The 14,458-nt window shown below is 70.7% G+C and carries 14 protein-coding genes; 7 read left to right on the top strand and 7 right to left on the bottom strand.

What is annotated here, in order from left to right:
- The first annotated feature begins 131 nt into the window (after window positions 1–131).
- From SRB5_RS26550 to SRB5_RS26575, 6 genes are all read left to right on the top strand, one after another.
- Window positions 132–1,706, top strand: coding sequence for a ParB/RepB/Spo0J family partition protein (locus SRB5_RS26550; protein ID WP_323378514.1), 1,575 nt, complete (start codon window positions 132–134; stop codon window positions 1,704–1,706).
- A gap of 240 nt (window positions 1,707–1,946) precedes the next feature.
- Window positions 1,947–2,393 carry a hypothetical protein gene (locus SRB5_RS26555; protein WP_153455969.1) on the top strand — a complete coding sequence of 149 codons (447 nt, stop codon included), beginning with the start codon at window positions 1,947–1,949 and terminating at the stop codon, window positions 2,391–2,393.
- Between the two features lie 73 nt (window positions 2,394–2,466).
- The gene (locus SRB5_RS26560; protein WP_153455970.1) at window positions 2,467–3,027 is read left to right on the top strand and encodes a hypothetical protein; all 561 of its coding nucleotides are present in this window, start codon (window positions 2,467–2,469) and stop codon (window positions 3,025–3,027) included.
- Window positions 3,028–3,530: 503 nt separating this feature from the next.
- Window positions 3,531–4,157: a hypothetical protein gene (locus tag SRB5_RS26565; RefSeq protein ID WP_153455971.1), complete on the top strand. Its 627-nt coding sequence runs from the start codon at window positions 3,531–3,533 to the stop codon at window positions 4,155–4,157.
- A gap of 508 nt (window positions 4,158–4,665) precedes the next feature.
- On the top strand, window positions 4,666–4,812 hold the full coding sequence (locus SRB5_RS26570) for a hypothetical protein (protein WP_153455972.1): 147 nt from the start codon (window positions 4,666–4,668) through the stop codon (window positions 4,810–4,812).
- Window positions 4,813–5,275: 463 nt separating this feature from the next.
- On the top strand, window positions 5,276–5,683 hold the full coding sequence (locus SRB5_RS26575; RefSeq protein WP_323378515.1) for a YybH family protein: 408 nt from the start codon (window positions 5,276–5,278) through the stop codon (window positions 5,681–5,683).
- A 24-nt stretch (window positions 5,684–5,707) separates the two neighbouring features.
- Here the strand turns inward: SRB5_RS26575 and istB are convergent, their stop codons facing one another.
- The 4 genes from istB to SRB5_RS26595 all read right to left on the bottom strand — a co-directional run bounded on the left by istB (window position 5,708) and on the right by SRB5_RS26595 (window position 9,844).
- On the bottom strand, window positions 5,708–6,496 hold the full coding sequence (gene istB, locus SRB5_RS26580; RefSeq protein ID WP_153455973.1) for an IS21-like element helper ATPase IstB: 789 nt from the start codon (window positions 6,494–6,496) through the stop codon (window positions 5,708–5,710).
- Window positions 6,493–8,124 (bottom strand): IS21 family transposase, encoded by a 1,632-nt coding sequence (gene istA, locus SRB5_RS26585; protein WP_153455974.1) that lies wholly within the window; start codon window positions 8,122–8,124, stop codon window positions 6,493–6,495. Before istA ends, istB begins: the two co-directional genes overlap by 4 nt.
- A complete protein-coding gene (locus SRB5_RS26590) occupies window positions 8,096–8,563 on the bottom strand; it encodes a hypothetical protein (protein WP_153455975.1) in 468 nt (155 codons plus the stop codon). Before SRB5_RS26590 ends, istA begins: the two co-directional genes overlap by 29 nt.
- A gap of 96 nt (window positions 8,564–8,659) precedes the next feature.
- Entirely contained in the window at window positions 8,660–9,844 is a 1,185-nt protein-coding gene (locus SRB5_RS26595; protein ID WP_153456019.1) for a helix-turn-helix domain-containing protein, read from the bottom strand.
- 119 nt (window positions 9,845–9,963) lie between these two features.
- Here SRB5_RS26595 and SRB5_RS26600 point away from each other — a divergent pair, with 119 nt between their 5' ends.
- Complete coding sequence (locus tag SRB5_RS26600) at window positions 9,964–10,509, top strand: flavoprotein (RefSeq protein ID WP_153455976.1); 546 nt, start codon at window positions 9,964–9,966, stop codon at window positions 10,507–10,509.
- A 280-nt stretch (window positions 10,510–10,789) separates the two neighbouring features.
- Here the strand turns inward: SRB5_RS26600 and SRB5_RS26605 are convergent, their stop codons facing one another.
- The 3 genes from SRB5_RS26605 to SRB5_RS26615 form a co-directional block, all read right to left on the bottom strand.
- On the bottom strand, window positions 10,790–11,254 hold the full coding sequence (locus SRB5_RS26605; protein WP_153455977.1) for a hypothetical protein: 465 nt from the start codon (window positions 11,252–11,254) through the stop codon (window positions 10,790–10,792).
- Window positions 11,255–11,363: 109 nt separating this feature from the next.
- Window positions 11,364–12,869, bottom strand: coding sequence for a type VI secretion protein (locus tag SRB5_RS26610; protein ID WP_228390467.1), 1,506 nt, complete (start codon window positions 12,867–12,869; stop codon window positions 11,364–11,366).
- A 56-nt stretch (window positions 12,870–12,925) separates the two neighbouring features.
- Window positions 12,926–14,458 carry an SCO6880 family protein gene (locus SRB5_RS26615; protein ID WP_323378516.1) on the bottom strand — a complete coding sequence of 511 codons (1,533 nt, stop codon included), beginning with the start codon at window positions 14,456–14,458 and terminating at the stop codon, window positions 12,926–12,928.

The following is a 14,458-nucleotide window of genomic DNA, read 5'->3' on the forward strand; positions in this document are numbered from 1 at the left end:
TCTGGTGGGCGGGGCGGACAGGACCCCGCCCCGCCCACACCGGAATCCCGCACCTACCCGGCCGCCGGGGCGGTTGGCCCCGCCCCCGAGCCGGCCTCGAACCATCCGATCGTCGTACGAGAGGCACCACCGTGAGCACCACCACGAGGAAGACCACCACCCGCAAGACAATCCCGGTGAAGAAGACCGCCCCGAAGCCCCCGGCGAAGAAGACCACCGCCCCCGCGACGGCCTCCGCCGAGTCGATGGCCCACAACGTCGGACGGCTGGAGTACCTGGACCCGGCCACCCTCGTCATCGACCCCTTCAACCACCGCAAGCAGCGCGACGGTGCCGACACCACCCGGCCTGACGCCGACCTGATCGCCAGCGTCGAAGCCGTGGGCGTCCTGACCCCGGTGCTGGTCCGCCCGCAGGCCGACGGCACCACGTACGGCGTCGTCTGGGGCCAGCGCCGCCGCAACGCCGCCCTGATTGCCGCCGAGCATGCCGCGAAGGCGGGCAGGCCCGTACGGCTGCTGCCCTGCCTGATCCGCGACGATCTGGCCGGAGCCGACGACGCCGCCCTGGTTGCGTCGATGATCGAGAACAAGCACCGGGCCGCCGCCCACGTACGCGACGACCTCGACGCCCTCGAACAGCTCGCCCTGATGGACATCAGCGACCACCGGCGCGCCGAGCACGGCCGCGCCCTGGGCTACAGCACCGCCGAGGTCAAGGCCGCCAACCGGGCCGCGAAGCTCACCGACGAGGACCTACGTAACGCGCTGGGCCGGGAGTTCGACCTGGTCGAGGCCGCCGACGCGGCCGACGTCGGCGACCTGCCCGACGCGTACGAACGGCTCACCCGGGCCAAGGAGCGCGACACCGCCGAGGGCACCGGACGCGGGCACTGGGCCCACGCCCTCCAGGAGCTCAAGGACGCCAAGGCCCATCGCGAACGCCGCGACGCCGTCGAGGCCGAGCTGGACGCCGCAGGCATCACCCGCGTACGCCACTTCCGGGACTGGTCGCAGACCACCGCCCGGCCGCTCCAGGACCTGCGGACCGAACTCGGGTCACCGATCAGCGTCGAGGGCCACCGGGCGTCATGCTCCGGCCACGCCGCCGCCGTCGACCCCGACGACCTGTCGGTCGTCCACCTGTGCGCCAGCTGGCGGGAGAAGGCCCACCGGCTGGCCAACCCGGACACCGGCACCGCCGACCCCGGCGAGGCCGAGCGCCGCGCCGCCGAAGCCGACAAGCGCCGCCACACCATCGCGTGCAACAAGGCCGTCCGGGCCGCCCGCACCGTACGGCAGGACTTCATCCGCGACGACCTCGGCAAGCGCAAGGACATCAGCGACGCGATGCGCGTGTACGTACTGGACACGATCACCGGCGCGGGAGACACCTTCGGCCGCTATGCGCACAAGCGGCGGACCGAGCTCACGGCGCAGTTCCTGGCCGTACCGGACCCCAACGCCGACACCGGGTGGCGGCGCGTGGCATCCCCGTTCAGGAAGCTGATCCAGCGCGGCGCCAAGGCGAAGTGGTGGCGGCCCCTGCTGGCCATGGTGGCCGCCGCCGTCGAGCACGAGGTGATGACCGACCACGTATGGCGCGGGCCGAACGATGAGGCCCGCGAGTGGCTGCGGCTGCTCGCCGCCGAGGGATACACCCTCTCCGAGATCGAGCAGACGATCACCGCAGAACCGGCGGACTGACCCCCGGCCGGTACGCAGAACGGCGGCCGTCCGCCACAAGTGCGGACCCCCGCGAGGGGGCTGGCCCGGCCGCCGTTCTTCGAACCACGACCAGCCAACGAAAGAAGGCATGCCGCAGACCACCAGACTACCGGCCCCCAGCGACACCGGGAAAACCCCGCGACACCCAGGCAGCCGGGGAAGTGGTTGGCCCCACTCCCCCGGCCCGCGAACCACCCAGCACGAAAGGCACCACCACCCATGACCCACCACTCCCCCGGCGCCCCCTGCCCCGACTACACCGTCAGCACCGAGGCAATGCGCTGGCAGCCCGCACCCCAAACCCCCTCCCTCGACGACCTCCACGCCCAGGCCCTCAACGTCACCCCCGTCGACACCACCGACCCCTGCCACCAGTGCGACGCCGACCCCGGCGACGAATGCCCCACCGGCTGCCCCGCCCGCGAATCCGCCGCCGTCGACGCCGTACGCGAAGCACTCCGCCCCCACGACCTCCCCGCACTGTGCGCCCTGTGGCAGCAGGCCGCCGCCGAGGACGACGACGAACACCCCGACACCTCCGCCCCCGTCGTCATCGCCCTGTACGACGAAATGGAACACCGCGCCGGACGCCCCGCCATCCGCCGCTGGACGGACGCCGAGCAGGAGCAGGGCCGGACGCTCGACCCCCTGCCGTACCTGAACTGATCCCGCACCCCCGGGGGAGCGGTGGCTGGCCCCGCCGCTCTCCCGGGCCCGAACCACGAGAGCGAGCCCGCACATGATCCGCAAACCCACCCACCTCCTCATGCACTACGCCCGCACGACCCACGACGACCCGGCGCACGAGGCCGACCGCCAGACATCCATGGCCGACGCCCGCACAGCGCTGTGCCTTGAGTCCGGCGTAGCCGTCGACGACATCGACCCCGCGACCGGGTACGACCACTCCCGCCGCGCCTACGACGCCGTACGCGCGAGCTGGATCGACCACATCCGCCAATTCGGCATCTCCCACCGACACACCCGCCCGGCCGTCGACTGGATCCACGACCACTGGACCCAGGCCCGCCCCCAGTTCACCGGGGGCGACGACTGGGTGACCGCCGGACTGTCCGCACACGCCGAGTACGCCCGCGCGCACGGCTGCATGGTCGATGACTGCGAGGGATGCGCCCCCGAACCGGACACCGACGCCGCCCCGCAGTGGACGGCGATGACCGCCGCCGACTTCAGCCCGGAGCCCAAGGCCAGACAGACGGCACTGTTCGCGACCGGAGACGACGGCTACGGCACGGACTGCCTGTTCACCGACGCCGAAGGCGAGCCCACGTACTTCTGACCCCCGGCGGATGGGAGCGGTTGGCCCCACTCCCCCACCGGACCCCGAGCCACGACGCCCCGAAGGGACACCCCGCCATGACCTCCGACAACGAACGCGTCATCCCCAAACTCCCGCGCCCACGCACCAGCCCCGAAAACCGCCCCCGCCCCCTGCCCCGCCAACGCGACCGCCGCAACGAGAGCAACTGACCCAGCTCACACCCCAAGGGCGGCCGACCACCACGGTCGGCCGCCCCACACGTTCACCCATTCGTGCGGGGCCGACGACACTCCGAAGTCCATCACCTCAAGCGCGCAGGCGGGTGCACCGCCAGCATGAGCAGCCGACGGCACACCCGCCCCACTCCCCCGCGCACGAAGTCGCGCTCGGGGTCGCCACTCACCCCAGTCGGCTGGCCGGCGGACGCGCATCGCCCACCCGAGCGCACGGCCGACGGCACCGCGTGACCTGCTCGAACATTGGTAGATTTTGAGCGTCGCCCGAACCCGCAGGAGGCAGCAGTGATCCGCGCCGGCCGCACCTGGGCCGACGACGCCCAGGCCGCGAACATGATGGGCTGGAAGTCCGTACGGACCTTCCGCAACAAGAAGGCATGGAAGGACCTGACACCCGCACTCATCTCCCGCCCCGACGCCCGCACCCGCATCTACGACCTGGAACGCCTGAAAGCCCTCCTACGCGCCGACGCACAACTCCCCCAGATCCCCGACGAGGACCACGCCGACGACCTCCTCGACGTAGTCGAGGCATGGGAGGCCATGCCCCCCGACCAACGCCCCACCCTCGCGACCTGGCGCAGCTACCTCTCCATCGGCACCGGCCCCACACCCGACGACGAACCCGCCGGCGCCCCGCACTTCCACCGCCGGACCGCCCTCACCTGGCTCGACGGCCGCGAACGCCACCCAGGAGCCGGCGGCCGCCCCAAAGGCAGCGCCGACAAGAAACCCCGCGACCTCTCCCACGACCGCCGCCACCTCCTCGCCGAATCCCGCCGCGCACGCATCGCGGCGTTCCTCGAGGAGCAACCCAAGCCCACCGGCACGGACATGACCGCGCTCGCCGCCGAGCTGCAGGTCACCCTGCGGCACGTCGAGCGTCTGGTCGCCGAGGCCCGTACCGCCTGACCCTGCGACGGATTCGGGCGCAACCGCGGGCTGCCCCGGAGAGAGGCATCGGGGGTCAGGTCACGGCCGTGGTCGTCGGCCATGCTCCGGGAGCGTAGCCCCGGATTCCATGAGCATCGCGGCGAACGGCACGTTCAACACGGCGGGGTGAGCGATGCCGCGTCCCCAGCAGCCCGTCACCATCGCCGCCCTGCTCGCGACACCGGAAGCCCCGGCCGTCGGTTCCCACCGGCATTCCCGATGTCGTCCGGCTCCGCAGGGCTCCATGAGAGCACCGTCGACCGGTCGGCAGCCGAGAAATCCGGCTGCCGACCGCAGGCCGTAATGGCAGAGTCTGCCCATGGTCTTCCTGCGTTGCGAAGCGGTCTGATGGGTCGATAACGAACCCCAGCCCGGCCTGGTCGAAGTCCGCTTCACCGACGCCCACCACCAGCAATGGACCTTCATCGACAAGTGGCCCGTCTTCAGCGGTGAGGACCTGCACCCCGACTCCAGCTATCCCGTCGAGGTGGCAATCCTCTGCAACATCCTCACCAGCGGCAACGGCTCGGGCACCGCGGACACGGTCAAGATCTCCGTCGCCCCCTGGGGACTGCAGTCACTCGACGGACGCATCGAGTTCGAAGTGCAGGCTGATCAATTGACCCACAGTTGAGGTCCATGATCACCGGGCCCCGCAGACCTGACGGTCGGCGGGGCCCACTCACGATCCTTGCTCCCCACCTTCCTCACACCGTTCAAGCAACAACGAAGTGAGGCGAAGAGCGACGCTGGTCGTTTTCAAAGATCCCCATCAGGCTCGGCACTCACCGCGCACACCCTGCCCGCGTACGGCGGCAACCTGCGCCTCGGTCCAGCAGCGCAGCAGGCCCGTGCACGACGCGGCCAGGATCCCGACGTGGGTCCAGCGCTCGCGGCGTCCCCACCCCGTCGGCGGTTCCGTACGGATCAGGCTCTCGGTGGCTATGACGTTGTGAAACGGCCCCGGGATGACGGCTTCAAGCGGCCCCGGTTGGTGAAGATCCTGTGGTGTTCGGACGGCTTCAAGTGGCCCCGGGGGTTGGCTTCCGCTGGCCCCACCTTGGCGGCGAGGATCCCCGGGGTGGCGGCGGCCGGGCGTGATCGTTGGCATGATGGCCGTCGTGATGGATGATGGGTCGCTGGAATCCGAGCTCACGTCGTTCATGGGCGACTACGAACGGGCCAACAACAGCCACGACATCGAGCGTGTGGTGCCGTTCATTGCCGCGGACGCCGTGTACTGGTTCTCGGACGGCGCGTATCGGGGCATCGGGGAGATCCGGTCCGCGATCGAGAAGACATTCGCGACGATCCTCGACGAGGTCTACCAGGTCCGCGACCTGGAGTGGCCGGTGCTCACGCCCGATGTCGCCGTGTGCCGCTATCGGTTTGCCTGGGATGGTGTGATCGGTGGTGAGCCCCGCTCGGGGCAGGGGCGGGGCACCAATGTCATCGTGCGGCGGGATGACGGATGGAAGATGCTGCATGAGCATCTGAGTTCTTGATCCAGCCACGGCCGGACGGGCGGCCTACTTCGCTCCGTCCGTCCGGTTCGCTTTGGTGCGTGCAAGGCGGTAGGACTCGGTGCCGGTCTCGATGAGGGTGGCGTTGAAGGTGAGCCGGTCGACGATCGCCGCGCAGAGCCGGGGGTCGGTGAAGGTGCGGCTCCAGCCGGTGAAGGCTTCGTTGGAGGCGATGGCGATGCTGTTCTTTTCCTCTCTTTCCGTCAAAACCTGGAAGAGCATTTCCGCTCCGCGGCGGTCGAGTTCGAGGTAGCCGAGTTCGTCGATTTCGAGCAGGTCAACGCGGCCGTAGCGGGCGATGGTCTTGCCCAGCTGCTTGTCGTCGGCGGCTTCGACGAGCTCGTTGACCAGGGCGGCGGCGGTGGTGTAGCGGACGCGGTAGCCGGCCATGGCGGCCGCGGTGCCCAGCGCGATCAGCAGGTGCGACTTTCCGGTGCCGGAGTCGCCGATCAGACACATCGGGTGGCCCTTGGCGATCCACTCGCAGCTGGCGAGGTTGTTGATGACGGCCGGGTCGACGTTGGGGTTGACGCTGTAGTCGAACTCGCGCAGGGACTTCTCGCGCGGGAAGCGAGCCGCGCGGATGCGCCGCTCGGCGCGGCGCCGGTCGCGGTCCTCGCACTCGGCCATCAGCAGTTCGGCCAGGAAGCCGGCGTAGGACAGGCCCTCGCGTTCGGCCCGGGCGATGACATCGCCGGCCTGGGCGCGCATGGTGGGCAGCCGCAGCATGCGGCAGGCGGCGTCGATCGCCGCGTCGGATGCCTGTGAGGTCAGGCTGTGGTGGGCCGTGGTCATGGTGATTCCTTCCGGCGGAGGTGTAACAGCTCGTCCCACTGCTCCAGGCGGGGCGGGGGCCGGCGGTCTGCGGGCAGGGCATGGGCCAGGCGGCGGGCGGTCAGCGGGGTGACCGGGGTTTCGGGCAGGGCGACGGGCTGCGGGACGGTGACGTCAGCGGTGACGGTCGGCGCCCGGCCGGCGGCCTGGGCGGCCTTGCGGGCCTCCAGCGCGATGACGTCCTCGTGGAAGGTGCCGGCCGCCAGCGCCGCGCGGATCCCGGCCACCACGTCCGCGTGCCGCTGATGCCGGTGCAGCAACAGCACCTTCACCAGCGCTCTGGTCCCATCGACCTCGCCGAGCGCCTTCTTCGCCGCGGCCCAAAACGCCTCGTGCACGCCCGTGAAGGTGCCCTCGGCCCTCGCCTGCTGCAGCGCTTCCGCGCGCTCCAGAGCCCCGGGCTTGAGTAGCAGCGCCTCCAGATAGTGGTCCAGCACCAGGTGCTCGGCGCCGCGGCCGGCGAGCCGCCGGTGGCGGGCGATCTCGCTCCGCCCGTCGTAGACGGTCAGCTCGTCGCTGGTCAGGGTGACGGTGACCTTGCGGTCGATGAAGCGGACCGGGACGGAGTACCGGCACATCTTCACCGTGACCATGCCGTAGCGGTCGACCCGGGGCGTGAGGGTGATGCCGGTGGTGAACCGGTCGTCCGGCAGCGGCAGCAGGTGCGGCGCCTCGCGAGCGAAATCCTGGCCGATGGTGCGGATCCGTGCCCCGATCCGCCGCTCGTCCTCCTTCGCCTCGAACCGGGCGACGGCGGTGTTGAGGTCTTCCAGGCTGTCCACCTGCGGGACGGGAGTGAGGTAGTTGCGGCGGAAGTACCCCACCTGCCCCTCCACGCCGCCCTTCTCGTGCGCGCCGCGCAGTCCCGGCTCGCAGTAGAACGGGGTGAACCCGTAGAACTCGTGGAAGGCCGTCCAGCGCGGGTTCTCCTCCCGTGAGCGGCTCTGGAAGACCACCCGCTTGACTGCCGGGGTGAGGTTGTCGAAGCGCACCTGCCCGGCCGGCACGCCGCCCAGCGTGTGCAGCGCATGCACATGCCCCTCGAAGAACGCCTGCTGTCCGCAGGAGCGGGAGATTCGGTGCACCGCCCTGCCCGAATAGGCCAGCCGGAACGCGAACAGATAGCACTTCACCCGCTGGCCGGCCAGGTCCACCCAGACCTCGCCGAAGTCCACCTCGGCATCCGCCCCGAGCGCGTTGTGCCGGGTGATGAACGCCTCCACCGGCGCCCCCACCGCCGCCGCGATCTCCTTGCGCCGCGCAGCGACGAAGTCCCGCACTGTCGGATACGGGATCGCCTCCCCGAACTCCTCCTCGATCCGCGCGACGATCCGCCGGACCGTGTGCCGCTGCTTGCGCGGCGCCTCCAGATCCGCCCGCAGCCAGGAATCCACCGTCTTCTTGTACGGCTCCATCCTCGGCGAGGTCCGAACCGGGCGTCGCCGCGGGACCGGCACCGGCGACGCCAGCGCCTCCCGCACCAGCCGACGATGCACCCCGTACTTTCTCGACAGCGCCCGGACCGACAGCTGCCGCTGCCAACTATCCCGCCGGATCCGGTCAAACAACTCTTGCTTGGACAAAGACATCCACAGCACCGCCCCAGCCGGAGACCACCGAGAACGTCTCACCGCAAGAGCCAAGGTGGGGCCACTTCGCCCCGTCACAACCCCTCAATGCACCCGCACGACCCACCAACCGGGGCCACTTCAGGCCGACATCGTGGGGCCGTTGAACAACGTCATAGCCACTCTCGGCCTCGCGCATGATGACGCGCTGGTCGAACTCGCCGCTGTCCCGCTCGGCCAGCTCGCCGAGAAGCACCCCGATGTGCTCGCACAGACGCCCGGTCAAGGCGTGGATGTGCAGCGACGACGGCAGCGCCGCGCGATGGTCCGTGACCATGAGGATGGTCTCGCGGATCGCGAGGACGTCGACCGGCGGCCGGCCCGTCGCTACTCGGTCGGCGGCCACAGGGACTGCCGGGCCCCTCGCGGTGTCGGCCCGTCCCGGGGTGTCTTCGCTCATGTCGGCCCCCGCCGTCGTCGCTGATCGGTGTCCATCAGCAGCGTGGCCGCCCGGCGGGGGCACAAGTTTCACACCTCGGTGAAACAGTGAAACCCGCTACAGACCCACCCAGTGGGCGAGGTTCGTGAGCGTGTCCGGGGTGGCGCGCTGGTGCCTGACCAGCGCGTTGATCGTCTCGCGGGCTGGGGCGTAGTACCGGGTCTGTTCGGGTGCGATCCGGCGCGCGGTGACCATCTCGCCCAGGGCCTGGTCGTACCGTTTGGTCTCCATCAGGGCGTACGAGCGGTGCACATGATGGTGAGCAGCCCTCGAGGTGGACCAGCCGTCGGGGAAGTGCACCCCGCCGGACACCTCGACGGCCTCCCCGAACCTGTGGAACTCGATCAGCGTGGACGTGCGGTGCAAGGTGACGTTCGTCGGGCCGAACGACAGCCACAGGACGCGCCCAGCCTCGCCCGTACGGGCCGCGTGCTCCTCTGCTTGCGCCAGGTGTAGCTCCGTACCGGCAGCGTCGCGGGCCCTCGCCGCGAGGACCGCCGCCCCGAGGTGCAGCTGCCCGGCCACGGCGAGCGCCGCCCGTGTGTCGCCGGCGGTAGCAAGGTGGTCGCGGCCGGCTCCGATGAGGCGCTGTCCGATGTGGCACTCGCCCTCGCGGAAGTACCCGAGCGCCCGCTTGTACTGGCGGACGGCGGACAACAGCGGGTTGGAGGCCTTCTCCGCGGCCCATCCCATGCGGTCCAGGGCTACGGTCGCCAGGTCGGTGTAGCCGAGCTTGACGGCCACGTCGTGGGTGGAGCGGTAGGCCGAGCCGAGAGCGGTCCACAGCTCGCTGCCGGGAGTGCGGTAGACGGCGGCGGTGAGTTCGGCGACCAGTGCCGGGAGAGTGTCGGCCGCCTTGTGCAGGTGTGTGGCGCGGACGGTGGCGCACAGGTCGTCGGCCGCGGCCACCAGCTGCCAGGAGGGGCGTACCGAGAGGTCCGGGTCGTCGCCGAGGTCGTACAGGTCCAGGGCGATGCGCATGGGGTGGACGAGGTCGGCGAGGCGGTCCTGCTGGAGTTCGGTCACGTACGGCTGCCCCGTGAGCGTGTCGCGGCTGACCGACAGGGTGCGGGCCACGGCCGCGACGACGTCGGCGGACGCGGGTTTGTGCCCGGACTCGACCTTGGACAGCAGGCTGTACGAGATACCGGCGCGCCGCGCCAGCTCCCGGCCGCTGAGGCGGCGCAGTTTGCGCTGGTGGGCGATCCGGGTCCCGATGTGGTCCTGCTCCGGTGTGGGCATCATGCGGTCCGTTTCTGACTCGGCATCCGGAACGCTACCCCCGCCGACGCTGCCGGGACCCTCGATCGCTCCCGACGCTCCACGATCCGGGGGCGGTTGCGTGTGGTGGGATGGGCGGCATGACCAGGCGAGTGATGTACCTCTTCGGCTGCGCCGCACCGGCCGTGCTCGACATCGGCGGCGTGATCAAGCGGGCACAGGCCGGCGGGTGGGACGTATGCCTGGGGCTGACGCCGACCGCGGCCAGGTGGCTGGAGCCGGAGATCGAGCAGCTCGCCGAACTCACCGGGCATCCGGTCCGCTCGAGCTACAAGCTGCCCGGACACTCGGACGTCTGGCCGGCCGCGGACGTGGCGGTGGTGGCCCCGGCGACGTTCAACACGATCAACCAGTGGGCGCTCGGGATCACGGAGAAGTTCGTCGTCGGGTTCGTCGCGGAGGCGATCGGCAAGGGCATTCCGCTGGTGACCATGCCGATGGTCAACCGCGCGTTCGTGGCACATCCGCAGTTCGACAAGTCGGTGGAGACCCTGCGCGGGGCCGGGGTCACCGTGCTCTACGGGGAGGGCGGCTTCGTACCGAACGAGCCCGGCAAGGGCGACCCGGCGGCGTACCCCTGGCATCTGGTGCTGGAGGCCGCGCAGCGCATGGTCGGGCCTGGGTAGCTCTGGTGCGGGCGGATTCGACGATAAGACGCAATGGCGCCGGTACCCGCGCTTGATCCGAACGAGGCACCCGAGGCAGACCACCCGCCCCAGTGTCGTGGGGCCGGATGACACCGGGGCCGGGCCAGCCGCGAATGGTGCGGTTCTTCGGCCACCCACGAAGGCGGACTCCTTGTTCACCAACGGGCGAACGAGGATCGCGGCCGAAGTGAAAATCGGCTGGTATCGATGCTTGCGGGGCCGGCGCGCCAGGGACCGACCCCGCAGGCAGCCAAGGAGCCTATGTGGTGTAGTAGCTGTCGCCTTCGAAGACCTTCGTACCGTTGACGTAGACCCGTGCCCGGTTCTGATACATGTGGCCGGCGACCTTCCCGGCCGCGACGTTCGGGTAGTGCCCCAGCCCGCAGGCCTGCCTGCCGCTGGAGTTCCCAACCCACGAACTCGTGGTCCAGTCTCGGATCTGATAGGTGACGTAGCAACTGCTGCCGGTGAACCCCAGCTTGTCGATGTAGATGTCGCCGAACACGGTGATGCCGTTGTCGGAGCTGCACACACCGATCGCGAACCCGCCGCCGGTTCTAGGGAAGCAGCCGCCGCCTGCAGCGTCGGCCGGTGCGGCGAAGGTCAGTAGGCCGACCATGGCCGCAACTGCTGTTCCAGCACCTGCCAGTTTCAATCTGAGCCCCATGAGGATCCCCCTACCACGAATGCGGACATTGCCGATCTCTCTGTTCTGATCGGACAAGTGCTTGCGTAGCAGATCATGACAGGCGGCTCGGTGGTGCTTCGATACCTTCCAACCAGCATGGAAATTTGCTGGTCAGCCGACGCTTCAGAATGACGAACCCACGGGCTTACAGCGACATCTTCTCGTCCGTCTCGAAGAGCCTCTTCTCCGTCTCCGACAGCACCAGCTGCACCGCGTGCGACCCCCCGGTCCGCCCCACCTTCCACAGCGCCCGCCCCCGCTCGCCGGCCCCCCAGCCGCTGATCAGCTCGCACTCCGCGTCCGTCAGCCCGATGGCCTCCCGGGTGATCCGCAGCGGCTCGTTCGCGTTGTTCAGCGCCTGGGCGAGCTGGATCCGCGTGTCGCAAGACGCGATCAGCTCCCGGCCGATCGCGGCCGCCTCGGAGTCGGCCGGTCCCACCGCCTCGAAGTCCGCGAGCCGGTGGGAGCACAGGACCTGGATGAAGCCCTCGCCGCGGGAGAGGCGTAGGTCCGCGTCCACCTTCTTGAGCATGGTGGCGCCGCCGGCGCGCAGCTGGCGCCAGACTTCGTCGCGGATGACGACTCGGGGTGGTCCGTCGGTGCGGTCGATTGCGGACTGGGCCCAGGAGGAGACGCAGGTCAGGGCCATGGCGACGGTTTCGTCCTGGGAGCCCTTGAGTGCCGAGACGTCCACTGACTGCACGGGGGCGTTCCAGTCCAGGCCGATGGAGGTCTGCTGGTCGAAGAGGCCGCCGAGGTGGCCGGAGATCATGGAGCCGAGGGCGGAGCGCAGGGAGACGAGTTGTTCGCGGGCTGTTTGGACGTCGTCGGCGCGTACGCGGAGTTCGTGGGCCATGTCGTCGGTTGGGTCCTTCAGGACCGCGTGGACCTGCGGGAGCGTGGGCTGGGCCAGGCGGGTGGAGCCGGAGCCGGAGAGTTCGCCGGTGACCTGGCGTACGGCGACGTCCAGGCCCTCCTCCTCCTGGGAGAGCAGGGTGCGGCGCAGCTGCAGCTCGAGCAGTGCCTTGAGCAGGGTCAGCCGGCGGCGGTGGATTTCCGCGAGCCGGGCCTTGAGGGCGGCGCGGTCGCGGATGAGGTCGAGGTGCTCGCCCAGCGGGCCCGCGTCCAGGGGGTTGAGGCGGCCGGGCAGGCCGGGGCCCAGGCGGACCGGGGCGACGCCCAGGTGTTCGCACAGCGTGCGGTACTCGCCCTTGACGTCCCCAGCGACCAGCGTCTTGTGCCCGAAGGCCATCAGCCGGAAGCACAGAGCCTTCACCGTCGCCGACTTGCCCGAACCGGGCACGCCGGTGATGACGACGTTCGGGTTGGTGACGATCCCCTCCGACACCCACACCGACGGATGCGCCGAGAACGCCGTCTGCGTCAGCGTGTTCCACCCGATGTACGCGCCCACCGGCGGCAGTCCGCCGGCGTGCAGGAACGGATACAGCCCCGAAGCCCGCGCAGTATCCGCCCGGAACACCTCCGCCCGAGGCAGCGATGCTGCCCGCCCCGCATCCGCCGCGTTCCAGCCGCGCCGCGGAGCGACCCGCCGTACCCCGTCGACCTCCTCCAGCAGCTGCGCCGCCCGCAGCTCCCGCGCCGACGGCACCCGCGGCGCCGGCAGAGAAGAGCCCCGGGAGGACAGCAACTGACCGACCTCCGCCCCCTCCAGCCCCGCATCCGCAGCATCCCGCCGCCGCCGGATCACAGCCCCACCCGCTGCTCAGGCAGCCCCTGCCCCAACGGCAGTGCCGCCGCCGCGAACACCACGTCCTGCGTCCCGTACGCCCGCCGCAGCTCCAGCCCCGCGTCCGACGCGTCCGCCTGCAGCTCCGCGCACGCCGTCTCCAGCTCCGCGCGGTCCGTCACCGTCACCGCGATCATCATCGTCAGCCGCACCACCCCGTGCCCCGCCGCCCGCGCCCTGTCCTGCGACGACGCGGTGGCGGCCTCACGCCGCTCGTCCTCCGACTCCGACTTGCCCGTCTTCGCCCGCAGCGCGCGCGCCGACTGACGTTTCGTCTTCTCCCGCGCCAGCTCCCGCCGCGCACGCGACGGCGCCAGCGGCTCGTAAATCATCGACAGGGAACGGCGCGCCGACTGCCGCGGCCGCAGCAACGGCTGCAGCACCGTCGCGTACACCTCCGAATACGGCAGACCCCGTACCTGATAGCACGCGGTGTACGCCCCGTCGTGCTCGTAGAACCGGCGGTGCGTCTCCGCGAACGCCGGCCCCGCGAGTTCCGGCGCCACCCCGGGCGTCGTGCCCCGGTAGCCGTCGACGCCCTCGGCGCGGGCCTTGCGTTCGGCGATCATCAGCTGGGCGTCCGGGTCGAAGGCGGTACGGATCGCCGCCGCGACCCCGCGCGGCGTCAGCCACTCCTGCACCATCACCCCGGCCGACGACAGCCCGCCGATACGGGCGTTGAGCTCCCGCACCAGCACCGCCGCCGCCCCCCGCTGCCCGCCGCCGGCGCCGCGGATCGCCAGGCGAGCCCTGGCCGCCGACAGCGTGACGGACACATACGTCTCGCGGACCGTCGCCGACGGCCCGGCCGTCAGCATCAGCTCCCCCAGCACCTGCACCGCCGCGTCCGGGGCGTCCTCCGCCAGGTGACGGTAGTTCCACGCACGCAGCGCCTCCCCGTCGTCCGGCAGCGAGCGCTGGTGCACCGCGATCCGCGTGACCGGCGAATCCTCCTTGCAGTGCGCCCGCAGCCACGACGCCCACGCCGCGACCCGCGCGTTCTGCGCGGCGGTGTCGATCAGCGCCAGCCCCGGGAACGCCACCCGGGCGACCGCCGTGTACGTACCGGCCAGGGGGTCGTACACCACGCCCAGCGTGCCGCCCATCCCGTCCGGGGCGTCCAGGATCCGCAGCCGGGCCAGGACACCGGGGAGGTCCATGGGCTGGCGGCCGGAGGAGGTGCGGGGGGCGAAGGCCCCGGAGACGAAACGGTTCTTGCCTGTGGCCACGGCGATCTGATGCCTCACTTCCAGGAGGATCCACTCCTCCGCGCTCAGCCCCTGGACCCGCCCGTACGCGAGGAGGAGCAGCAGCACGGCGAGCGGCTCGAAGATGAGCGCGGCGGCGAAGCTGCGCTGGTAGACGGGGAGGAGGGAGGCCCCGCACGCGGCGGCGACCAGGGCGAAGCCGACGCCCGACAGGCTCCCCATGTAGCCGGAGCGTTCGGACTGCCAGCCCGAGTACGTCGCGGGAGTCACTTCGTACGACAC

It is taken from the genome of Streptomyces smaragdinus (assembly GCF_009604385.1).
GTDB classification, from domain to species: domain Bacteria; phylum Actinomycetota; class Actinomycetes; order Streptomycetales; family Streptomycetaceae; genus Streptomyces; species Streptomyces smaragdinus.